The sequence below is a fragment of the Oceanobacillus oncorhynchi genome (assembly GCF_000821065.1).
GTDB lineage: Bacteria > Bacillota > Bacilli > Bacillales > Amphibacillaceae > Oceanobacillus > Oceanobacillus oncorhynchi.
The window spans coordinates 2,597,763-2,620,378 of sequence record NZ_CDGG01000001.1 but is presented as its reverse complement, the minus strand read 5'-3'; the positions used below and the strand labels follow the sequence as shown (position 1 = coordinate 2,620,378).

Here is a 22,616-nt window from a genome sequence, read left to right as displayed (position 1 = left end):
CTTCCTCTTGTTACGTTTTTCTCCTTCCAAGTTATCTATTCTATAACTGAATAAACACCTGGAAATACTGTATCTATACTTATTATCCTTTACAGTTACTATTTTACTGCTGCGTATCTATATCGTCTAATGCCTATTAAATTTGTGAATATGCTTATAAGGCATCACCTCTTCTATTTTAGGTATTATACACCTGCGCCATTCTTTGTTAATCTAAACTGTAAAAAGTAAAAGAGAAACTAATGAATAGGGTGATTGAATTACATGGAATCCGCAAACAGCATTTCTAAAAATACCATTTCAAATTCCAGAAAAATAGCTATAAGTACCCTATTAGGTATTTTAGCGGCATTTGGTTCGTTGACGGTCTATGTACCTGCCGAGTTTTCCAACGATTGCTAATGCGTTTGGAACAAGCGCTTCGAATGTCCAGTTAAGCTTGACCTTTTGTTTATTAGGTCTTGCAGCCGGACAAATTGTTTTTGGTCCATTAAGTGATAAGCGCGGGAGAAAAATGCCTCTTATTTCTGCATTGATTCTGTATGTATTTGCTTCTGTCTTATGCATCTTCGCACCCTCCATCTGGCTTTTCATTGCTGCTAGATTTTTTGAAGGGTTGACTGCTTCAGCAGGAGTCGTCATTTCCAGAGCAATCGTCCGGGATATCTATTCTGGTAAGGATTTAACCAAACTATATGGATTAATCACCCTTTTTGTTGGAGTCGGGCCTATTTTAGCTCCCATTTTCGGCGGAGCAGTTCTCAACTTCACAAATTGGCAGGGCATTTTTCTATTGCTTGGCTTTCTGACGTTGGCCATATTGGCATTTATCTTTATCGTTCTGCCCGAAATAAATCCAGCCTCCAATCGGGTCGATGGAAATATCAAAGAAACCTTGATTACGTTTGGCAAATTAACAAAGAATAAACGATTTTTAGGCTACGGGCTGACCCAAGGGTTAATCATGGCAGGTGTCTTTGCTAATGTTTCTGGTACGCCGTTTATTTATCAATCCATTTACGGAGTATCACCGCAAATGTTCAGCTTCTTGTTTGCTTTAAATGGCGCCGGAATTATTCTCGGCACCAGAATCATCGGTCGGATTACTAAAAAAATAGAAGAAGATAAACTCTTATACATCGGACTGTGCATCTCTACTTTATTTAGCATTATTTTATTTTTCATGACCTGGATACAAGCACCTTTACCTTTGACTGTTATTCCTTTATTTTTGGTTGTTTTCTGTACTGGGATCAGCACGCCTTTAACTTTTTCTTTAGCCATGCGCAATCAGAAAAAGCATGCAGGGAGCGCATCAGCTTTCTTAGGAATTCTGCCTTATCTATTAGGCGGCATCGCGATTCCCTTTGTAGGAATTTCTGGAGAAAGCACAGCCGTTCCAATGGGGGTCACCATGGTAATTGCCAATCTCGGAGGGTTGTTAAGTTATCTTTTATTCGTACGTAAAAATCCTTTGTGAAAAGGCATTCCAAACGAATGAGTCTGGAATGCCTTTTTCAGCTGTTCTTATCGTTCACTTCTCTTCCGATTTCATCCATTTTACAACGAGGGATATCTTCGCCAAATTTCATACAAGACTTCTGCAGGAAATACTCTCTTCACAGCAGGACCATTTTTTTACTTAACTAGACTGATTTCCTTCCCAATAAGGAGCTTCATACCCATATGGGCTATAACGAGGAAAATTATCAATCGCCATACCTGTGATTACTCCGCCCAAAAAGGGTAAACCATATTGGAAAACCGGATTTCCATAATACGGACCTCCAAAACCTGGGCCAATAAAACCAGGTCCATAAAAACCCGGGCCGAATCCCGGAACAAATCCTGGGCCGAAAAATCCCGGGCCCCAGGGCCTTGGCCCTCCAAAAAAGAGTCGGGAATCCATCATTCCATATTGATTATTTTGTTGTACAGAAGGCATATTCATCTCATCCATATTCATGCTCATTCCTTTCTCTTTTCACATCCACTTTTAATGTATGCGTTCACCTAGAAAATGAATGGGCTTGACTTGCTGTTTTATTTACGATTGCTATTTAAATAGAAAGACTATAAACAAAGGGAAACTTTCCTATGCGGTGGAAGCACCAAAATGGTCACTATTCGGAGGAATCTTAGGAGTCGTATATTTAACAGCTTTTCAAAACAAGTAAAACGAGCATGCAATAAGTTCCTTTTTGTTTCTATCATTTTGGGGGTCGTCCTGACTGGAAAATATTTTATAATGTAAAATGGGAAAGAAGTATAAATGATTTTAAAAAAGAGGAATTTCGCATTAAAACTCGATGCGAAATTCCTCTTTTTGGGGATTACTTTCTGTTCTATGTTTCAATCATCTCGTAAACTGCTCCGCCTCGGTTGAGCCCCTCAAGGCAGTCGTAGATGCAGACCCACCAGAGATAACCTGTGCCACTTCATCAAAATAGCCAGTACCTACTTCACGCTGATGCCGTGTTGCGCTGTACCCATACTTCTCACTCGCAAATTCATTCTGCTGCAATTCAGAGTATGCCGCCATGCCTTCATCCTTGTATCTTCTCGCTAGCTCAAACATGCTATGATTCAAAGCATGGAAGCCTGCTAATGTAACAAATTGAAATTTATAACCCATTTTTCCAAGCTCTCTTTGGAAATTGGCAATCTGTTCATCAGAAAGTTTTTGTTTCCAGTTAAAGGATGGCGAACAATTATACGCTAATAATTTATTGGGGTAATTTTTATGAATTTCATCTGCAAATCGCTGTGCTTCCTCAAGATTAGGCTCTGATGTTTCACACCATATCATGTCAGCGTATGGAGCGTAGGCTAATCCACGTGCAATTGCTTGATCAAGACCTGACCTCGTTCTATAAAATCCTTCCGAAGTCCGTTCTCCAGTAATAAATTCTGCATCATAAGGGTCAATATCACTTGTAATCATATCAGCAGCATTCGCATCTGTTCGTGCGATAATCACAGTTGGTGTCCCCATAACATCTGCTGCAAATCGAGCTGCAATTAAATTATTTACAGCAGTTTGGGTAGGCAATAAAACCTTCCCACCTAGATGACCACATTTTTTCTCTGAAGATAACTGATCCTCAAAATGTACTCCGGAGGCCCCTGCTTCAATCATTGCTTTCATTAATTCAAACACATTTAACTGACCGCCGAATCCTGCTTCTGCATCAGCTACAATCGGAGCAAACCAATCTATCTCTTTATTCCCTTCTGAATAATGAATTTGATCAGCACGCTGTAATGCTTGATTAATTCTTTTCACAACATTTGGAACACTATTTACTGGATAGAGACTTTGATCTGGATACATCTGCCCTGCCATATTTGCATCAGCAGCAACCTGCCAACCACTTAAGTAGATTGCTTTCAAACCTGCTTTAACCTGTTGTACAGCCTGGTTTCCAGTTAAAGCCCCTAAAGCGTTTACATAATCTTCCTGGTTTATTAAGTTCCATAATTTCTTCGCCCCGCGCATCGCTAACGTATATTCGAAATCAATTGATCCTCTCAGACGAATTACCTCTTCCGCAGTATATGGTCGCTCAATTCCTACCCAACGACGATCTTTTTCCCATTGCTCCTGTAATTTTTCCGTACGTTCGTTTGTCATTAATTATTTCCTCCCTTTATCAATTCTTCATATGCTGGTACTGTCAAAAATTCAGCAAAAGTGTCTTGCTTGATTAACTCTTTAAATATTCCAGCTGCCTGCTCAAAATTTCCGTGCTGGAAAGCCTTTTTTCCAATTTGACTTTCAATTTTCTGTAACTCTTCTTTTATTAATTGCTCAACAAACTCTATTGTTACTTTCCGTCCGTCAGAAAGCACCCCCTTTGGATAGCGCACCCATTGCCACACTTGAGCTCTGGATATTTCTGCTGTTGCTGCATCCTCCATCAAATTATTAATTGGGACAGCCCCTCTTCCTGATAACCATGCCGCTGTATATCGGATCCCCACATTAATATTCGTTCGCAGCCCTTCTTCTGTAATTTCCCCAGTTGGTAATTCTAAGAGATCTTGAGCAGTTACCTTTACGTCCTCACGCTTCCTGCTTATTTGATTTGGGGTGGGCATCAGATTATCAAAAATATCTTTAACAAGCTCTACCATCCCCGGGTGTGCAACCCATGTCCCATCATGTCCATCTGTTGCTTCACGCTCTTTATCCCTCCTGACCTTGTCAAATGCAATCTGATTTGCAGCTGGATCGTTTCTTACTGGTATTTGTGCTGCCATCCCGCCAATCGCCATTGCATTACGCTTATGACAGGTTTGAATTGCAAGTAAAGAGTAACTCCTCATAAATGGCGCTTCCATAGTTACTGCTGACCTGTCAGATAAAATACGCTCCGGATCTTGATGGAACTTCTTAATATAACTGAATATATAATCCCATCGTCCACAATTCAGGCCAGCCGCATGTTCACGGATTTCGTATAATATTTCATTCATTTCAAATGCTGCTGTAATCGTTTCAATTAATACAGTTGCCTTTATTGTGCCTTGAGGAATCCCAAGCTCATTTTGTGAAAACACAAAGATATCGTTCCAAAGGCGTGCTTCCAAATGATTTTCCACTTTCGGCAAGTAAAAATATGGCCCTGTCCCTCTTGATAATAATTCCTTAGTATTATGAAAGAAATATAGTCCAAAATCTACCAAGCTAGCTGACATTGGCTCACCGTTTACTTGCATATGCTTTTCGTCTAAATGCCATCCCCTCGGGCGAACCATTAATACAGCTGTTTCATCCTGTAATGAATACCTCTTGCCATTCTCAGCTTCAAAATCAATTTCTCTCCTTATTGCATCTTTTAAGTTAAGTTGACCATCCATTATATTTTCCCAAGTAGGTGAAGTGGCATCTTCAAAATCTGCCATAAAACCTTTAGCTCCAGAATTCAATGCGTTAATAATCATTTTTCGATCAACTGGACCTGTAATTTCTACTCTTCTATCCTGCAAGTCTTTAGGCAATTGTCCGATTGTCCAATTTCCTTCGCGGATATGCTTTTTATCCTCTAAAAACTGTAGCTGTTTTCCTTCATTTATTTCTTTTTGTAGCTGCTGTCGATACTCTAATAGCTTTTTTCGCTGATTATTAAAATTACTGTGCAGCTTCCCCAAGAATTTCAAAGCTTCAGGTGTAAGAATTTCTGGAAATTCCTTTTCATAAAAGATTTGTACCGTCGCTTGATTCATTAGCATACCTTTTACTCCTCCTCTATCCTATTACATAACAACAAAAACAAAAACCTATTGTACTATAACAGTATATTGAAAATTTACTCTTCCCTTTTTGACAAACAATAATCACATTCCATTATAAAGCTTTCAGAATCAATTTGTTTGCCACATTCAGGACATGAACATTTCTCATGCATTATCATTGATAGCCCCTCCTTTTATATAACAAAATTAATTATTTCGTTTTGTTATATAACAGTATATTTGATTCAGAAAATAATGCAATACCTTTTTTATAAAAATTTGAAAATTTGTTATTGAAAAATTTTAGAGAGGAGGCTAAATCGTTGATATTAAAGTAGATTCTTATTTTATGCATTGGTATATCCTTGTAAAATCTTTTTATATTATTTCCATTCACTAACAAATCTGCTTGCTTAATTTTCTGCCAGAACTATTATCTATGTGAACTTCAATGCTTAAGGAGTATTCTTGTATATATTTGGTGAAATTTTTGCTCAAAGGGCACTAGACATCAACTAATGCTTACTGGTTGTTGGGCGTATTCGAGATTCGCATCCTAAAGTTTATATATGCCTGCACCCGCAAAAAAAAAACAATTAGACATATCCCATATAATTGCCTTTCATCCAATCAAACGATTAGCTTTCGTTTCGGTAATAATATATTTAATTCTTCCTTAATCCTATATTAGATTAAAGGAATACTGAAAATATATACTTTAGAATTTGATATGCCTATTTTAATAACAATGAAATTGGGAAAGAATCTCAATAAAAACAATGTAAAACCAATTTTATATTATCATCTAATGGCATTCCAATTCAAAAATGCACTGTTTCCTAAGCGGTTACTCACTTTTCCAAAGCTGTAAACACCTATCGAAACAACATTTATAATCTTAGTACCGACGATGTAAAGCGATGATATCCAGATTAAACATTACAGCAGCAGTCAATATATGATTATTACTTTTTAACCTGGATTCCCGAAAAAAAAACACTAATTTACAAATTTTAAATATATGGAAATATATTTTTCCAATCTATCAACATATCGATCTATCGACAAATTTTTTAATAGATTCTAAAATGGTTGAATAACTATAAAGAAGGAGGAATAACATTATTTTTTCAAAACAAGTAAAACGAAGCTTAAAAAATTTTCTGTTTCTTTCTATCATTTTGGGAATTGCCCTAGCAGGTATGACTATTTCCCATCATGCAGTGGAAGCAGCAAACACGCGCATTTATATCGATCCAGGACATGGCGGATCTGACCCAGGAGCATCAGCAAACGGACTACAGGAAAAGGATGTAACGTTGGATATCGCATTGAGAACCAGAGACATTTTAAATGAACAGTATAGTGGTCACACGATTAAACTTTCACGGACGTCCGACGTTACCAAATCATTAAATGCGAGAACAGATGAAGCAAATAATTGGGGAGCTAACTTTTTGGTTTCCATACATATCAATGCAGGTAATTCTACAGGCTATGAATCTTTTACATGGAACGGAAGCTATGAAAATAAGGAGAGAACCAACGCCATAAGAAAAACAATCCATAATGAAACAGTGGAACAAACAGGCTTCACCGATCGCGGAAAAAAAGAAGCCAATTTACATGTCTTACGCGAATCGAGTGCACCAGCTATTTTAACGGAAAATGGGTTTATCGATAATGCAGCAGATGCGGACAAGCTGAAAAGTGCTGCATCTATAGAAAAAATAGCACAAGGGCATGCGGATGGAATAGCCAAAGCGCTTGGGTTGCCTGCGAAATAAGGTTTTGTTCGTTTTCGAAATCTTAAGCAGGGTTAGAGCAAGTGGAAAAAATCAAATATGTTTGATGGAAAACGTACCGCTATCTACAGGGAAGATGGCGGTACGTTTTTTCTGTTCTTCAAGTATAGGTTATACACTTTATAGTATGGATACCGTCTTAAGACATGAAGGGGAAAACTTTACGTTCAAAGTTAATTATTTCCTCATGTTTGTATTTAAAGTAAGCGGGAAATAATATGACGCCATGACAAATAGCCCTAAAAGGAGTAAACTTTTTGTAAAGAAGCTCCATTAGGGCTATTATGCTTGTTTTATATTTTTTGAAAGTGGCTTCACCTTGGCTTGGATATAAGGACTCCATGGAAAATAGTTTTCCCATTGTTCCGAGTCTTGAAAAATATTAAGCTGGGGAAGTTCCGTAAATAAAACGGTTAAGTATTCAAACGGATCAATTCCATTTTCTTTAGCTGTTTGGATAACACTGTATCCAATGGTATTCGCATGAGCTCCAGCTACGCTGGTTGAAAAATACCAGTTTTTACGTCCGACGGTGACAGGCCGAATGGAACGTTCTGCGAGATTATTACTAATGAAAAGGCGTCCGTCTGTTAAAAAGCGTTGAAGGGAATCCCTTAACTTTTGTGTATAATCCACAGCTTTTTGTAAAGGACCTTTCATTGTAACGAGAGCGTCCAGCCATCCCCAAAACTCCTTCAGTAACGGCTTGCTTTCCAGCTGGCGTTGCTGCAGGCGTTCCTCTGGAGATAAATCTTTCCATTGCCTTTCCAGCTTGAAAAGCTGGTCACAGTAATGGACGCCGACAGCGCCTTGTCCATTTGAATCATTGGTCTCTAAAAACTTTCTCCGAACATGCGCCCAGCACGTTTGAAGCTGCACATCTTCTAATTTTTGATAGACGGAATATCCATCACAATGAAGAAGTCCTTGAAATCCTTTGAGAAAGGTTTCTGCTACTTCAAACCGGCGCGTCTCGGAAGAATGGTAGAGAATAATGGGATGTTCGGCGGCTTCCGCTGTTCGAAATAACCATATCCTCGCATCGGCTGTAGCTGACTTTTCGTCTGCCCGGCGTAAAATTTGATAGGTCGTTTCATCAGCGGAGAGCACAGGTTCTAGAAGTAATTTTTCTCTCATTTGTTGGTACAATGGCTCCAGCCATTCTTCGGAACTTCGAATCGCCCAGTTTGCCAACGTTCGCCGGGAAACCTTCAATCCATATCTTGCCCATTCTTTTTCCTGACGATGATAAGGAATACTCATCTCCAGCTTTTGATAGAGATTACAGGCTAACACGCTCGGTCCAGCTAAACTTTTAGCTAAGGCTGGTTCCGGTGCTTTTTGTCGGAGAATGTGATTTTGACCGGTTTTCTTACAGGCTAAGCATTCATAAGCATGTTCATAATGTACATGTTTTACTAAATGAGCTGGGATAAACTCTAACTCCGTTCGAGCTTCTCGCTTCCCAAGATGTTTTAATGGGCTGGCACAGCACGAACAGACCTGGCTATCGGACGGAAGAGTGTGTTCTTCCACCACGATAGGCAAGTCTCTTGTGATATCGGCCCGCTGCCCTTGATATTTTTTTCGCTGATAAGAGATGGTCTCTATTTCAACGGCTTTGTCTGCAGGTTGCTCTGCCTCGCTAAAAGGGGAATTATTGTCTTCTTCGAAGAAGGAGAGTTGACCTTGAGGATTCTTTTCGGATGATGTTCCAAATAGTCGACGATTCATATTGGTCAGCTGGTTAATCAGCTGTTCAATTTGTTTTGCTTGTTTTTCATTTTGAATTGTCAAATGTTCGATTTGTTTCATCAGCTTCTTTTCCAATTCTGTCAACGTATTCACCCCCTGTGTCCAAATAATTTCTTTTATCGTACCACACTTTATCAAAAAGGGAAGAAAAAATTTTTAAAAAAATTTCTCTCCCCCATGATTAAGTGAGGACACCTAATTTGGCAGGTTGAATTTTTTGTTTTTGATAGATGGAAAAACCGTCAAACAGCCACTCGATTTGTTTTGGTGTCAGTTTTTCAACGTCGGTTTGCGAACGCGGCCAAGTTAACTTTCCCTGATCGTATCGCTTATAAAGTAAATAAAAACCTTCTCCATCAAACCAGAGAGCTTTAAATCGATCCGTCCTTCTCCCGCAGAATAGGAAAACAGATTCATCTAAAATATCTAATTGAAATTGACTGGTGATTACGGAAGCCAGACCATCAATGCCTTTGCGAAGATCTGTATAGCCACAGACTAAATAACAATTTTTCATCTGGGAGAAGTCAACCAGCATGGTGGCACACCTCCTTTATCAAGGCAACTGCCAAAGATTCCTGACAACCTTCAAAAATTGTTAGCTGTAGAGAATGACAAGAAACTTCCGCTACTGGATTTACAGGCGTAGAGGAAGTTGATGCTGGGATCGTTACGGGAACAATCGGGTTTTCCTTCATGAAAACACTACCTCCTATTACTTGTTAAATCCAAGTATAGAGGTAGTTCCGTTATAATAGAATGCGGTCTATTATTTCCCGCTTACTATTTAAACGCCATATTATCTGTATCTTTGAGAATAAAATTTAGGAAAAAGAGACAAAAATAAGATTGCCGGTACTTAGGCTCAAACGTTAAATGGAAAATAGCAAAAAGACTCGTTAATCCTTCATCAAAATCCCCTGCGATATACCTCTTATAATAGGAATAATTATGGTGTACATCTAATTCGTTCCAAATAAATTTGAAAAAATCATAGAAGAAAACATATTTGCCTGCAGTTTCCCAGTCGATATACCATAAAGTTTTTTCCCCTGCTTCATCAGTTAAAAGAATGTTATCAGACCACAAATCGCCGTGTAAGTTGATAAACGGCAAATTTAGAGAAAGCAATTCTGGGGAAACTTTTTCTATTATTTTCTCAAACTGATGGATATGCTTCCCATTTGAACTTGTGTTCAATAAGCGGTTCAACGTTTGATAATCAACCTTTGAATGAAGCGTTAGATAATTGAAATAACTACGATAATCATCATATATTTTTTTCAAAATGAAAGCTTCATCGTTATCTGTTTTATCTTCAAAATGAACGAATTCTTCCATCAACATGTTGTGCTTGGCGTCTTGATTGATTAATGAGGGGATACGGAAGAAAGGTGAAAAATAAGTATAGTTTGCGATTTTCATTTGATAACTTTCTTTATTGGTACAAATGACAAGTACCTCATCATCTGAAAAAATTTTGATATCGCCATTAATACAGAACCATAAGATACTTCCATTGAAATACTTCAGCCTGGAATCTTCTATTTCCAGTGAAAGTTGATCCTCTTTTTTTGTATTTTTAAGGTTATTAACCATAGGATGAGCAGTTTTTGTTGTATTAAAAACAGTTCTAAGATCTTTATCCAACGTATACAGCCCGTTCTCTAAGTAAGCACTCCATTCTATTACTTGGTCTTTTTTCGCCTGGACTTCTTTAATGTATTTTTTAAATTCTTTTGTCATCCGCTACCTCCTAACCTTTCATACTCAGATTCATTGTAATACAGCTCTCTCAGTCATTTCATCAAAACAATTTCTTATTTTATTGTATAAATAGACCATTTGACTTTTATACCTATTTCCTGTCTCTGTTGCGCAACAATTACGCCCGATTCTTGCTGCTCTCACTAGCTTTTGTTAAATATTCAGATTTTATCGCTTTTAGCTTTTAAAAACTCCTCAAAATCCAGATTTTTATCCACTTCTTGTTCAGGTGTTTCATCAATAATTTTAAGTAACCCATTCTTAGCTGTATTCATCACCACTTTCATGAATATTTTATTTTATCTCTTCTTGTTTCATTACACTATTATATATTCATGTTTCCAACATTGGTATATAGTCGCGGTTATTTGTTTCATCATTTGAACATTTATAGTTATACAGACAATGAATGGCTGCAACTCCTTGAAAGTAAGGAAGTTTTACAGCCTTTTGTAATTATTTATATCAATATATAAAGGAATACACTTCAAGCATGAGGTTGTATCTTTGCTTTTATCATATATTAAGCTATAATATCCACATACTAGCATGTGAAAAGGAGTAAATCAGCTTGACTATAAAGGCAGTTATTCCTTTGTTATCCCGTTAATTGCGGAGTACTCTCGGCTACACACCATTTGAGAAGGAGAAGCATATAGCAGAATTACTAAAAAACAAGTATAATTACGAGTCCGTTCACGAGCTGGCTTTAAGTATTCGATCTGTATATCATTCGTTTCAGATTGATGATTTTGTCAACGACATTATGGACGAAAGATGGAATGAATTAGGATTGAAAGCACGTATGCGGCAAATTGCAATAAATTTAGGAAAGTATTTGCCAGCCGATTATGAACAGGCGCTTGATATCCTTGATGAAGTCATTGCGGGTTATCCTGCAGGATTTAACGACTTTTCTTTCATGTATTTACCAGATTTTATTGAAGTCTATGGGCAGGATGAACGCCATTGGGATCTGTCAATTGCTGCGTTAGAAAGATATACCTCATCCCCTCTTCTGAATTTGCCGTGAGACCTTTTATCATAAACCATGAAGAGCGTATGATGTCCCAGATGGCTGCCTGGGCCAGGCATGACAATGAGCATGTCCGGCGGCTTGCCAGTGAGGGTTGCCGCCCTCAACTGCCATGGGGACAAGCATTAATCAGTTTCAAAAAAGACCCATCGCCAGTTCTTGGTATTTTAGAACAGCTTAAAGCTGATCCATCACTGTATGTCCGTAAAAGCGTGGCCAATAACCTAAACGATATTTCCAAAATCCTGACCTGGTTGTAGAAATTGCCAAGGATTGGTACGGTCAAAACGAGCATACGGATTGGATTGTAAAGCACGGGTGCAGGACACTTCTTAAAAAGGGCAACAGGGATGTATTGACCATCTTTGGATTTGCAGATGCCGATTACGTGGATGTTGACGCCTTTACGTTAGATGCTACGTCTATTTCCATTGGCGGGAATATGGTCTTTTCTTTTAAGATTGAGGCAAAAAAAGCAACCAAGGTTCGGCTGGAATATGGCATTGATTATGTAAAAGCAAACGGGAAGCGAAACCGTAAAATATTCCAAATATCCGAGCTTTCTTTAAAGAAAAACGAAACGAAGACTTACACAAAAAAACATTCTTTTGCAAATCTAAGCACAAGGAAGCATTATACAGGCATCCATTCGGTTACGCTTATTGTGAACGGCGGAGCAGTATACGCTGGATTTTGAAGTGTTAACTGCTAAATAGGCTAATCTTGGATTCCGTTTGAGCGGCTTTATCATTTTCAATATGTACTGCTTCTATTCAGGTTACTTCACTTTTTATAAAAATATAATAAAAGGCTATAAATCCTTGTAAAGAAAAGGTTTATAGCCCTTTATTATCATTCAATATCTCGACAATACAAAATAGCGCAATACCGTTGATATCATGCGGTCTGTAAAAAATAAAAAGCCTTTCTATGAAAGAAAGACTTTTTATCAATTATAAATTATTACTTAACAACGTTAGTTGCTTGTGGTCCACGGTTACCTTCTTCGATGTCGAAAGTAACTGCTTGACCTTCTTCTAATGTTTTAAAACCTTCGCCTTGAATTGCTGAGAAGTGTACGAATACGTCGTCTCCACCTTCAACTTCGATAAATCCAAAACCTTTATCTGCGTTAAACCATTTTACTGAACCTGTGTTCATATGAAATTCCTCCATTGTGCATAATGCACACATTTATTACTTTGGTTGTTCTGATAATAATTCAAGACGATGATATAAATTGTAAAGTTATGACATAAATCCTGTATTGCTAGCACGAACAATTAAGTTATTTATAATATAACACATGTCACTCAAAAAAGATACCATTCTATATATTTTTTTTAAAGACGGTCTTAAAATGCGTGATTTTGACGTGCTGTTTCAACCATTTGAAAAATAATTCTATCTGCCAGCGTGATCGATAAATGTTGCTTATTTCCTCCGGGTCTAAATCAAACCGATTGGTAATTAATCGTAATGGATTTCCTTTCGTATCCATTACTTCGAGGAGGCGAAACACATTTTCACAACGTTTTTGCGTGGACCCGATATAAACCATCTGGTCGGACAGCACGTTAGAGTCAGAAGGAACAGAAAAAGCGTATACTTTCCGGGTGACAGAATTTTTCTTGAGTCTGGATACGAAAAAGTAACCATCGTCTGTCATTCGGTCAAAGCGCTCGTAATCCATATAGCCACGATCAAAGACATACATGGCTTGCTTATCATCCACCAGTACTTCCAATTGATTGCGGTCATGTTCCTTCGCTGGTGTTATCGCAGCTTTTTCCGGATAAACCGTATCCTTGTTCATGTTTGAATATGCCGACCGTCATGGAAACAGCACGGAACGAGAAGCTGAAGCCTGTCAAATTGTATTAAAGGGTAATCATTGGTATTTTCAAGGCTACTGTTATAAAAGAAATGATTTTCGTCTGTTCAAATTAGCTCGTATATCAAACCTAAAATTAGAAGAGATCTTCTTTACGCCACGAGATTATCAAAACCACTATTGGATTTCACTGATATTTTGGCAACGATACAAACAAAAATCAAACTTCGTATTCATAAATCTATCATGGATAGAGCACTTGATTATTGTAAATATGAAGATTTTTCACCAGACGGTGATGAGTACTACATTGTTACTTTCCCTTTTGTAGAAAATGACTATTATTACAATATCCTTTTAAGTTTTGGTGATAAATGTGAATGTTTAGAGCCTTTACATATCCGAACAGAATTGAAACGGAAAATACATGTTCTAGCTAATTTATATGAAAATTAAATCAAGCATTTCAATTTTATCCTTATATTGTTCTAGTTAGTTAAATCTGTTTACTTTTATCAAGGTAAAATAGTGACATTTAAAACTATACATGATACGTACATATAACATTTTTCCCACAAAGGAATATGGCTTTGCTCGACCAATTCGGAATGTTTCCAACCACCAAAAAAGACTTCGCCCAGCAATATTTTGAGGAACACGTTTCATTGGTTTGCTTTATGACAGTGTAACTTGGTGTGTCTTACTCAATTCCGACGCAATTTGAACACCTGTATTACCAGCACCTACGATTAAAACATTCCCATTAGGTATTTGAGATGGATTCTGATATTTGGAAGCATGAATTTCAAAACCTGCTGTCCCATCATGAACCTTTGGAACACAAGGATTGTGAAAAGCACCAGTAGCAATAACTACTTGTTTAGCTGTATATATTTTATTTGGAGTGGTGACTAAAAACTGTTTCCTCTCATTCTGAGTTAGTCTGATAACTTTCTCACGATGAACGGGTAATTCATTCTGTATTTTAAACGCAGCTAAATAATCTGCAATTTCATTCTTATCTGGAAATCCTTTGGGATCGCCCTTCAGATGAAACCCATGCAATTGACTGTAACTTCCAGGAGTAAATAAACGTAATGAATCATAACGTTTTCGCCAAGACATGCCAGTTTGCTCATTCTCATCAAGAATAACGAAAGGAATGTTTTTCTGTTTTAATGAAAACCCCAAAGCTAAACCAGCTTGCCCACCGCCGATTATGATAACGTCATATGTCATGGAATAACTCATTTCTTAATTCTCAATAATCGTAAACTGTTTAATGTCACAAGCAAGGTCGCTCCCATATCTGCAAATATCGCTATCCATAAGGTTAACCAACCAGGAACAACTAATAGTAAAGCAACAGCTTTAATTCCTAAAGAGAAGGTAATATTCTGCTTGATAATCATCAATGCTTTCCGGCTTAATTGAATGGTATATGGTAACTTATTCAATTCATCTGACATAAGAGCAATATCTGCTGTTTCTAGTGCTGTATCAGTTCCTGCACCGCCCATAGCTACTCCGACCGTAGAAGCAGCCAGTGCTGGAGCGTCATTCACACCATCACCAACCATGGCTACTTGTTGATGTTTTTCTCGAAGTTCTTTAATAAAGGTCAACTTATCTTCTGGCAATAAACCAGCTTCGACATCCACAACCCCAACTTGTTGTCCAATCGCATGTGCAGTTCGTTGATTATCACCTGTTAGCATGACTGTTTCGACTCCAAGATGATTTAATTGGCTGATAACCTCTTTAGATGATTCTCTTATTTCATCTGCGACAGCAATGAATGCAAGAATCTCTGTTTCTGTTCCTAACACCATGACTGTTTTTCCAGCTGTTTGTAAAGAGGTAATCTTTTCTTTTTGGTCATTTTCTATTTGGTTATGCAGCTCTTCAAAAAGACTTGGACTTCCTACATAATATGTTTCATGATTTATCTTAGCTTTAATGCCTTTTCCTGTAATGGATTGAAATTCTTCCATAGCTATATCATTGTAATATAAACCTTTTTCTTCCGCCTTTCTTATAATAGCGGAAGCGAGAGGGTGTTGTGATCCTTTTTCAATTGCTGCGGTAATGGTGATTAATTCGTCTTCACTTCGGCTATACGTTACAACATTTGTGACAGTAGGAACCCCTCTTGTAAGTGTTCCTGTTTTATCAAAAGCGATAACTTTAAGGTTTCCAGTCTCTTCTAAATAGACACCGCCTTTAATCAATACCCCATTTTTTGCTGCATTCCCTATGGCAGTAACTACAGCTACTGGAGTAGAAACGACAAGAGCACAAGGACAACCAACTACGAGTGCAGCCAGGCCTTGATAAACCCATGTATTCCAATCTCCACCAATAAATAAAGGAGGAATAACAGCTATTAATATAGCTAAAATAACAATAGCTGGTGTATAATATTTAGCAAATTTATCGACAAATGCTTGAGAGGGTGCACGCTCTGCTTGTGCTTCTTCTACAAGATGAATGATTTTTGAAAGTGTAGTATCTTCCACTCGTTTGGTTACGCTAATTTCAAGTAAGCCTTCTTCATTTAATGTTCCAGCAAATACTTCATCATCTACTGTTTTCGTAACAGGAACACTTTCACCTGTAATAGCAGCTTGATTTAAAGTGGAAGTTCCTTTGAGAACAGTACCATCCATCGCTAATTTCTGACCAGGCTTTACAATCATCATATCGTCAATTTCAATGTCATCTACATGGATACTCATTTCTTGATTTCCCCGACGGATTAATGCTTCTTTTGGTGCGATATCCATTAACGATTCAATCGATTGACGGGCTTTATCCATGGAATAGCGTTCCAATGCTTCACTGATAGCGAACAGGATAACAACCGTCGCACCTTCCATCCATTCGCCAATAATAGCTGCACCGATAATCGCAATGGTCATAAGCGTATTCATATCAAATTGTAATCTACTCAGATTTCTAAGCCCTTTAATAAAAAGCGTGTAACCGCCAATTAAAATAGACAGTGCATACCCGATTGTTGGTAAAAAATTTTCTTCTCCTAATTGTTTTCCTAAAAACCAGCTAACCAAAAGCAATATGGCTGAAATATAAACCTTTATATTTTCTTTTTGTTTCCAAAAAGGTTCATGATCTACCTTTTGTTCTTTTTCATCTCGAACCTTTAAATTTTCAAAGGATCCTGCTTTTTCAAGCTCTTCAATGGTTATTTGTCCCTTTACATATACTTTTGAAGCTCCAAAATTAACTTCGGCGTCTTCCACCCCTTGTATTTTCTTGACATTATTTTCAAAAGTTTTTGCACACCCGGCACAACTAAATCCTTGAACACGATATGCTTTTACATTTTGTTTAGTTAGTGATTCAGACATTTGCTTTTTCTTCTTTCTGATGGATTAATGTAATCGAAATTAATTGCTTAATATGTTCATCGTCCAATGAATAAAAAGCAAGTTTTCCTTCTTTTCGGTACTTCACAATTTTTTGTTTATGCAGTGTCCGCAAGTGGTGGGAGGCAGTTGCCACAGAAGAGCCTATGATATTCGCAATGTCACATACACACAACTCATCGTCTATACATAAGGCATAAGAAATTTTTGTTCTATTTTCATCTGCAAGTACTTTGAACAATTGAGAAACATGAGATAAGTCTTCTCTTTGTAATTCTTCTTGTATACGATTGACTTTTTCCTCGTCATAACAATACACTTCACACATATCTTTTTTAACCAAAGTAATCACTCCACCTTCATTCAAATACTCATTTGAATATATAGTATCTTATTCACGAATTTCATTCAAGTATATATTTGAATAAAGAGGTGAAATACTTTAATGGAATTTTGGTTTTTAAAAAGAAAAAACGACCTTCTGGCGGAGAACATTCTCTACCTAAGGTTGTTAAGATATTTTAATAATAACTCTAATTTTTCACGTATTAAAACTTAAAAAGCTGTCTATTCGTCCACTTCATTGACTTTATCACCAAAAAAAGAGCCACGCTTTTATACAGTAACCCTACTTCCCTGCCTATTCCTTTTGCGGGATTTTGGCGGGGAATCTATTGATTTTTAATCATTTCTTCCATTTTATGTCTCCCTAAAATACTGCCAAATTAACGTTTTCACTTCAAATCATACTAGTGAATTATTCTCACTCAATTGTCGGTGAGCTACCTAGAACCCTTGCCATCACTATTTTCAGCTAAATTTTTCTCTATGGCAAGTTTTTGGCAAAGAACCAATTCCATCTTAATGTATTGATTTCCATTGAAATCCACATAAGTTTCCTTAGAAAGATTAAACTGAATATTCACTGGCATTTTTTCAGCAAGTGACTCATCATTTCTACTCCATTAATACGCATAATGTTTTATAGTTATTTCTGGCGAGCTCTCTAGGCTGATTAAACAGCTTGATAGACTGGATTTACTTATATTAGACATTCCTCTCCTTAAAAAAGGTGCAGAGTTATTGTTTCAGGTAATCTCTATGTGTTGTGAAAATAAAAGTGGTGATTACTACTAACCTTCCATTTGGGCAATGGAATCATGTTTTAGGAAATCCAATATTAACTGAAGCGGTGATTGGCCGGCTTATTCATCATTCACATTTACTCCTTTTTTAACCGTGAAAGTTTCCGTTACAAAGAATCATTCATACAGCAATAATTCGGGACAGCAAGGGACATACATTTTTACTTGCCAAATACAGCCAGCTGCACAGTCAAATCACCTTCTTTTTAAATAAGATATAAAACAACACATCAAAATTTCACGTAGGAGGGGGTGAAATACCGTTGAATGAAAGCTATTATCATAGTAGAAAGCTACGCGGCAGGGATTCTTGTTCAAATTGCCACTGCCATCATTGCAGTAAAGAGCGCAAAAAAATTCATGAGGGAAATAAAAATAACACATCCAATACAAATACCTTTAATCCTATATTTAATCCATCCATTACAGTCAATATATCCCCTGAATATACACCAACCCCCATAGGAGTGGAGACGGTCCAATACCTTACCCTTGCCGAAGAAGGGAAAAAGGTTTATACGAATAAAGATGCATTAAAGCAATATGGAAGCAGTGATATACTTGATCCGGACAATGTTTCCACTCTTAATTTATTTGTCAATGGAGTGTTGCAACCCCCGTCCATTTACACTGTCGAGGAAGGTATTCTTCACTTAGAGTCCAGTGACCTCCCTCCAAAGGATGCCCCAATTACGCTTCTGTTTGTCACGGTTAAAGGATAATATTACCTTGCTATGTAATAAATATGCCTTTTTTAATGAGGCATTTTGTTAACTTTCAATACGAACTAATTCGTCTGACCAAGCATTTCCAACTCCTCTTCATAGAATAAAATGTGGTTGATATAAAATGGAGGTGAAAATGAATATGGCACTTCAATTAATGAAAATCGCTATTAGCGGTACAATTGACACAGATGTTAATCCTGAGTCCGCAAAATTCTTTTACATCACAACAGAAGATACAGCAGCAGGAAGTACCTTATCTATTGATGCTGCAAGTTTCCTGGGGGATGATGGTGAAGCGGTAACGACACTTCCAGAACTTGCAGAAGATAATAGTTATTTCACTGTGGAAATTAACGGTGTTGAGCAAATGCAAGGCATATCAACATATACACCAGGTGCTACAGGGACTGGCTCATTAGACATTGCTGTTCCTGCTGGCGGAGGGTCCATTCCAGCAAACCAAACTGTTATCCTGCAAGTTGTTAATTTCGCAGCAACATCCTCAGGGACATTTGACACCTAGAATATAAGTACTCCTTTGTGCCCGCCAGATACTGGCAGGGCACAAAGAAATTTATCTATTTTCATCATAAATACCTCATATAAGAAAAGGTCTGTTTAGATTACCGCACTTTTTTGGAAGTTTGAATACATTATACTGTCATGCTTTTTAATTTCCATTAAAGAGTACGAGGGGGATTAGTTATGAGTATTGAATTCTTTACATTGGGTCCGACAGCTATTCAAATATATGAGGCAGGAGAGCAAAACGAATGGTTTATGGACAGGCTACGTCAAATGCAAATGGGATAGCTACACTTTATTTCACAGACAATGGATTAGCAGATGGAAATCCATTATTAGATACGATTGATTATGCGGTATCGAGCGTATATTCAACAAATGCTACGATAAATGCAAGACCAAGAGTGCAAATGCGTGAGAAGAACATTACGGGAAAATATGTTTCGGCCAATGTTACAAATATTAGTGGTGTAACCGTTCTAGGCATAAGTGTATTGGGTTCGGAAAATCCAGTGAGCGGGATTGTTGTGGATTTTATGATTTTGGGTAGTTTTCATAACTAAGATAGACCTTCTCTGAATACAAAAGTATCAGTAAATGTACTTGTTCGAGTATCATATCATGGGGTGTTTTATTTTGTTCCATTAATTTTGGATAGTATAAACAACAGATAGTGAGTAAATTGAAATCATGAAGTAATACAGCAATGATTCTACCTATAGATGATTGGAAATATAATGCCGGCAAAAACGAGTAATAAAGAGCATAATAATGATTGTTCAAACTATAATATTTAACATATGAGTGAATTTCATAATTCAAAGCCCTTGTGTCCCAAGCTTTTTGAAACATAAAAAAAGAAGTACCTCCCCAAATCTTGTATAATGGTAGTTACCCAGAAAACCATAAAAAGACTGGAGGAGTACTTCTTATGACCATTATACGACAACCGAGTCTATTTGTCATCCAAGAATTATATGACATGGAACCTACCCAAAAATATGAAGCGATTATTTCAGCGATTGATCTGGATCGTATTTATCATGCGATTAATAAGCAATCCCGCCTGGGAGCGCCTGTTGAGCTAAATTATGCGGGGATGATTATTTCCTTTTTTATACGCTATATTGAGCGTATCCCAACCATCAAAGACTTAATCAAGCGTCTAAATGATGACTTTGTCTTTAAAATGAACTGCGGATTTCTTGTTTCCGATTCTACACCATCAGAAGCTGCTTATTCCCGCTTGGTAACGAAATTGAGTGAATCAGATATTTTAGAAAAATCCTTCGAAAGCGTAACGCTGGCAGCCGTCACCGAAGGGTTTATTGTCGATGAAGTCATTGCCATTGATGCAACCCATTTTGAAGCACGAGATAAGGCTCCTGCCAAAAAAGGAGAAAAATCAGAAACTACGCCAAAAAAGCGCGGACGCAAATCCAAAGAAGAACGCGAACAGTACCTTAAAGACCAAGCGGAAAAGGAAGCAAACCTGCCATTGTATGAAAAGAAAATCGAAGCACAGTTAGACGTTCCGTTAGACATCTTGCGTGCAGAAGTGCCAATAGCCCCCAAATGGGGTGTGAAAAAGAATGCAGATGGTAAAAATGAATACTGGTTTGGCTATAAAGCCCACCTCGCAGTTGGTGCATCCAGCCAATATATTCTGCAATCTTTGTTTTCATCTGGCAGCTTAAATGATGGGAAAGCCGCTATTGCCCTATTGAAGGGAATGGATCAACGACTTCCGCTTACGTCTGCTTCTTACCAGACATTGGATGCGGGTTATGATTTTGAACCGATTTATGAACAGATTCACCGCATGGGTCAACAGTCTGTCATTGCCTATAATAAGCGCAATGAAGGCGAAATGATCGGGTTTGATAAGAATTTTGTCCCAACCTGTTTGCGAGAACATTCCTATAAATATGACAGCTTTGATCCAAAATATGAAACATTGAAATATACCAGACCAAAGGAATGCAGCGACTGTCCCCTTGCGAATGAAGGTATCTGTCAAAAAGTGTATAAAATCAAGATAACTACCGATTTAAGAAGGTATACCGCACCAGCACGAGGATCAAAAGCTTGGAAAAATATTTTCAAACAACGGACAGCAGTAGAACGTGTTAATGCTTATCTGAAAGAGTTCTATCAGCTAAACAATGTTCGTTATCGCACTGGAAAGCGTGCAAAAGTTCATTTTGACATGGTCGCTTTGATTTATAATGCTTCCAAATTAGCTGCGGATCGCATCCAAGCAGAGCTTATTCAACAACAACAAGCTGCATAATTTTTGTTTTTTAAAATACACTTTCGAAAATTCTGCTCGTCTTTGTATTTTTAAAAAGAGCAATTAATATTGTGAATCAGAATGATTAATCGTAAATTTATTTTTGCAGAAAAAACATATAGTATCCAACATATTTTCACACTTCCTATCAGATTTTTATTGAAAAGTAACTATTTTTTAAACCTATGATTAAAAATGTGAATTTTTCATCTAATTTACTGCCATTCTAAAATAATTTATTTTTAACTTAGTTACAAGCTTATCCGTGAACTGTATTTTTACTAAAAATATGACGGCTATGCCTGTAATGGAAGGAAAAGCTGTAATATACTAAAGCCTACTTCATGCAACTGTTCAACAAAATGCCCCTTTGAAGTGCATCTCGTTATAACACAAACGGACTATAACTTCAGATACATGATCAACTAACTCAATTGACTTTCATTGCAGAGTGTTTCTAAATGGTAACGGATTACTTCCTTTACCTTTTCTGGAGAATAGACATCAGGTCTTAACAGAGCATGAATGGACAATCCATCAATTAATGCCGCTAGCCTACTCTTTTCTAATTTTACATTAGTTGAATCAGATAGAATCCCTTGTAGAGCTAATATCTCGATCATTGAACTTGCTAATTCATACATACCGTTAGTCATTTCATCTTTTTTTTCTTTTAAAGTATCACTTGTAAGTGACTGAAGTGCAAGGATCCACCAAACACTCGTTTCGATTTTCTTTTCTTCATCAATTGGTATAAGCTCTAATAAAACTTCCGCAACCGCCTGCAATGGATTGTCTGACCAACTTTTACTTTGAGAACGTTTTTTCCCTTCTTCCAGATAATAATCCATGATAAATAATAACATTTCATCCTTAGTTGAAAAATAATGTCTTAACGCTCCAGCAGACATACCTGCTTCAATAGCAACTCTTCTTATAGATGCTTTTTCGATTCCCTCTTTCTTAATAATACTCCAAGCGGCCTCAGCAATTGACTTCCTCTTTTTTTCATGATTAACAATCCTTGCCATAAAAAATCACTTCCCTTTCTTAACACAGTGTGTTATTATAATTTTAACACACTGTGTTATTTAAATTATA

The 22,616-nt window shown here is 37.2% G+C and carries 19 protein-coding genes and 4 pseudogenes; 10 read left to right on the top strand and 13 right to left on the bottom strand.

Features of this window, described 5'->3' with window-relative positions; translation table 11 throughout:
• The first annotated feature begins 370 nt into the window (after positions 1–370).
• Positions 371–1,480, top strand: coding sequence for a multidrug effflux MFS transporter (locus tag BN997_RS12505; protein ID WP_052485001.1), 1,110 nt, complete (start codon positions 371–373; stop codon positions 1,478–1,480).
• Positions 1,481–1,642: 162 nt separating this feature from the next.
• On the opposite strand, the gene BN997_RS12500 is transcribed toward BN997_RS12505, so the two are convergent.
• From BN997_RS12500 to aceB, 3 genes are all read right to left on the bottom strand, one after another.
• Positions 1,643–1,972, bottom strand: a complete 330-nt coding sequence (locus BN997_RS12500) for a hypothetical protein (RefSeq protein ID WP_226894790.1) — start codon at positions 1,970–1,972, stop codon at positions 1,643–1,645.
• Positions 1,973–2,356: 384 nt separating this feature from the next.
• Complete coding sequence (aceA, locus tag BN997_RS12495) at positions 2,357–3,634, bottom strand: isocitrate lyase (RefSeq protein WP_042532694.1); 1,278 nt, start codon at positions 3,632–3,634, stop codon at positions 2,357–2,359.
• The gene (aceB, locus tag BN997_RS12490; protein ID WP_042532692.1) at positions 3,634–5,235 is read right to left on the bottom strand and encodes a malate synthase A; all 1,602 of its coding nucleotides are present in this window, start codon (positions 5,233–5,235) and stop codon (positions 3,634–3,636) included. Before aceB ends, aceA begins: the two co-directional genes overlap by 1 nt.
• 1,205 nt (positions 5,236–6,440) lie before the next feature.
• Here aceB and BN997_RS12485 point away from each other — a divergent pair.
• Positions 6,441–7,025 (top strand): N-acetylmuramoyl-L-alanine amidase family protein, encoded by a 585-nt coding sequence (locus tag BN997_RS12485; RefSeq protein ID WP_042536071.1) that lies wholly within the window; start codon positions 6,441–6,443, stop codon positions 7,023–7,025.
• A 300-nt stretch (positions 7,026–7,325) separates the two neighbouring features.
• On the opposite strand, the gene tnpC is transcribed toward BN997_RS12485, so the two are convergent.
• From tnpC to BN997_RS12470, 4 genes are all read right to left on the bottom strand, one after another.
• Complete coding sequence (tnpC, locus tag BN997_RS12480) at positions 7,326–8,882, bottom strand: IS66 family transposase (protein ID WP_052484999.1); 1,557 nt, start codon at positions 8,880–8,882, stop codon at positions 7,326–7,328.
• Between the two features lie 97 nt (positions 8,883–8,979).
• Positions 8,980–9,336: an IS66 family insertion sequence element accessory protein TnpB gene (gene tnpB, locus BN997_RS12475; protein WP_042528993.1), complete on the bottom strand. Its 357-nt coding sequence runs from the start codon at positions 9,334–9,336 to the stop codon at positions 8,980–8,982.
• Positions 9,326–9,496 carry a hypothetical protein gene (locus BN997_RS23235; protein WP_175296996.1) on the bottom strand — a complete coding sequence of 57 codons (171 nt, stop codon included), beginning with the start codon at positions 9,494–9,496 and terminating at the stop codon, positions 9,326–9,328. Before BN997_RS23235 ends, tnpB begins: the two co-directional genes overlap by 11 nt.
• A gap of 85 nt (positions 9,497–9,581) precedes the next feature.
• Positions 9,582–10,544 carry a phosphotransferase gene (locus tag BN997_RS12470; RefSeq protein ID WP_042532690.1) on the bottom strand — a complete coding sequence of 321 codons (963 nt, stop codon included), beginning with the start codon at positions 10,542–10,544 and terminating at the stop codon, positions 9,582–9,584.
• A 676-nt stretch (positions 10,545–11,220) separates the two neighbouring features.
• On the opposite strand from BN997_RS12470, the pseudogene BN997_RS12465 reads away from it, so the two are divergent.
• Positions 11,221–12,298 (top strand): annotated as a pseudogene (locus BN997_RS12465) (DNA alkylation repair protein).
• Positions 12,299–12,564: 266 nt separating this feature from the next.
• On the opposite strand, the gene BN997_RS12460 reads toward BN997_RS12465, so the two are convergent.
• Positions 12,565–12,762 carry a cold-shock protein gene (locus tag BN997_RS12460; RefSeq protein ID WP_042532689.1) on the bottom strand — a complete coding sequence of 66 codons (198 nt, stop codon included), beginning with the start codon at positions 12,760–12,762 and terminating at the stop codon, positions 12,565–12,567.
• 196 nt (positions 12,763–12,958) lie between these two features.
• Positions 12,959–13,411: pseudogene (locus BN997_RS12455) on the bottom strand (IS4 family transposase); the annotation flags it as partial.
• Between the two features lie 4 nt (positions 13,412–13,415).
• On the opposite strand from BN997_RS12455, the pseudogene BN997_RS23520 reads away from it, so the two are divergent.
• Both BN997_RS23520 and BN997_RS23515 read left to right on the top strand, forming a co-directional pair.
• A pseudogene (locus tag BN997_RS23520) lies at positions 13,416–13,601 on the top strand (helix-turn-helix transcriptional regulator); the annotation flags it as partial.
• A gap of 32 nt (positions 13,602–13,633) precedes the next feature.
• The gene (locus BN997_RS23515; protein ID WP_244882378.1) at positions 13,634–13,891 is read left to right on the top strand and encodes a WCX domain-containing protein; all 258 of its coding nucleotides are present in this window, start codon (positions 13,634–13,636) and stop codon (positions 13,889–13,891) included.
• Positions 13,892–14,110: 219 nt separating this feature from the next.
• On the opposite strand, the gene BN997_RS12445 is transcribed toward BN997_RS23515, so the two are convergent.
• Genes BN997_RS12445 through BN997_RS12435 form a run of 3 tightly spaced genes read right to left on the bottom strand, consistent with a single transcriptional unit; the run spans position 14,111 to position 17,167 of the window.
• Positions 14,111–14,674, bottom strand: coding sequence for an NAD(P)-binding domain-containing protein (locus BN997_RS12445; protein ID WP_175297042.1), 564 nt, complete (start codon positions 14,672–14,674; stop codon positions 14,111–14,113).
• Between the two features lie 8 nt (positions 14,675–14,682).
• On the bottom strand, positions 14,683–16,806 hold the full coding sequence (locus tag BN997_RS12440) for a heavy metal translocating P-type ATPase (RefSeq protein WP_042532687.1): 2,124 nt from the start codon (positions 16,804–16,806) through the stop codon (positions 14,683–14,685).
• Positions 16,799–17,167, bottom strand: a complete 369-nt coding sequence (locus tag BN997_RS12435) for an ArsR/SmtB family transcription factor (RefSeq protein ID WP_042532685.1) — start codon at positions 17,165–17,167, stop codon at positions 16,799–16,801. Before BN997_RS12435 ends, BN997_RS12440 begins: the two co-directional genes overlap by 8 nt.
• Before the next feature lie 659 nt (positions 17,168–17,826).
• On the opposite strand from BN997_RS12435, the pseudogene BN997_RS22575 reads away from it, so the two are divergent.
• From BN997_RS22575 to BN997_RS12410, 5 genes and pseudogenes are all read left to right on the top strand, one after another.
• Positions 17,827–18,104: pseudogene (locus BN997_RS22575) on the top strand (ATP-binding protein); the annotation flags it as partial.
• A gap of 128 nt (positions 18,105–18,232) precedes the next feature.
• On the top strand, positions 18,233–18,691 hold the full coding sequence (locus BN997_RS22935; RefSeq protein WP_175297041.1) for a DUF4183 domain-containing protein: 459 nt from the start codon (positions 18,233–18,235) through the stop codon (positions 18,689–18,691).
• 145 nt (positions 18,692–18,836) lie between these two features.
• The gene (locus BN997_RS12425) at positions 18,837–19,220 is read left to right on the top strand and encodes a DUF4183 domain-containing protein (protein WP_042536064.1); all 384 of its coding nucleotides are present in this window, start codon (positions 18,837–18,839) and stop codon (positions 19,218–19,220) included.
• A gap of 250 nt (positions 19,221–19,470) precedes the next feature.
• Positions 19,471–19,785: a hypothetical protein gene (locus tag BN997_RS12420; RefSeq protein ID WP_226894787.1), complete on the top strand. Its 315-nt coding sequence runs from the start codon at positions 19,471–19,473 to the stop codon at positions 19,783–19,785.
• 368 nt (positions 19,786–20,153) lie between these two features.
• Positions 20,154–21,515 carry an IS1182 family transposase gene (locus tag BN997_RS12410; protein WP_042532681.1) on the top strand — a complete coding sequence of 454 codons (1,362 nt, stop codon included), beginning with the start codon at positions 20,154–20,156 and terminating at the stop codon, positions 21,513–21,515.
• Between the two features lie 425 nt (positions 21,516–21,940).
• Here BN997_RS12410 and BN997_RS12405 read toward each other — a convergent pair whose 3' ends face one another.
• Complete coding sequence (locus BN997_RS12405) at positions 21,941–22,546, bottom strand: TetR/AcrR family transcriptional regulator (RefSeq protein ID WP_042532680.1); 606 nt, start codon at positions 22,544–22,546, stop codon at positions 21,941–21,943.
• Between the last annotated feature and the right edge of the window lie 70 nt (positions 22,547–22,616).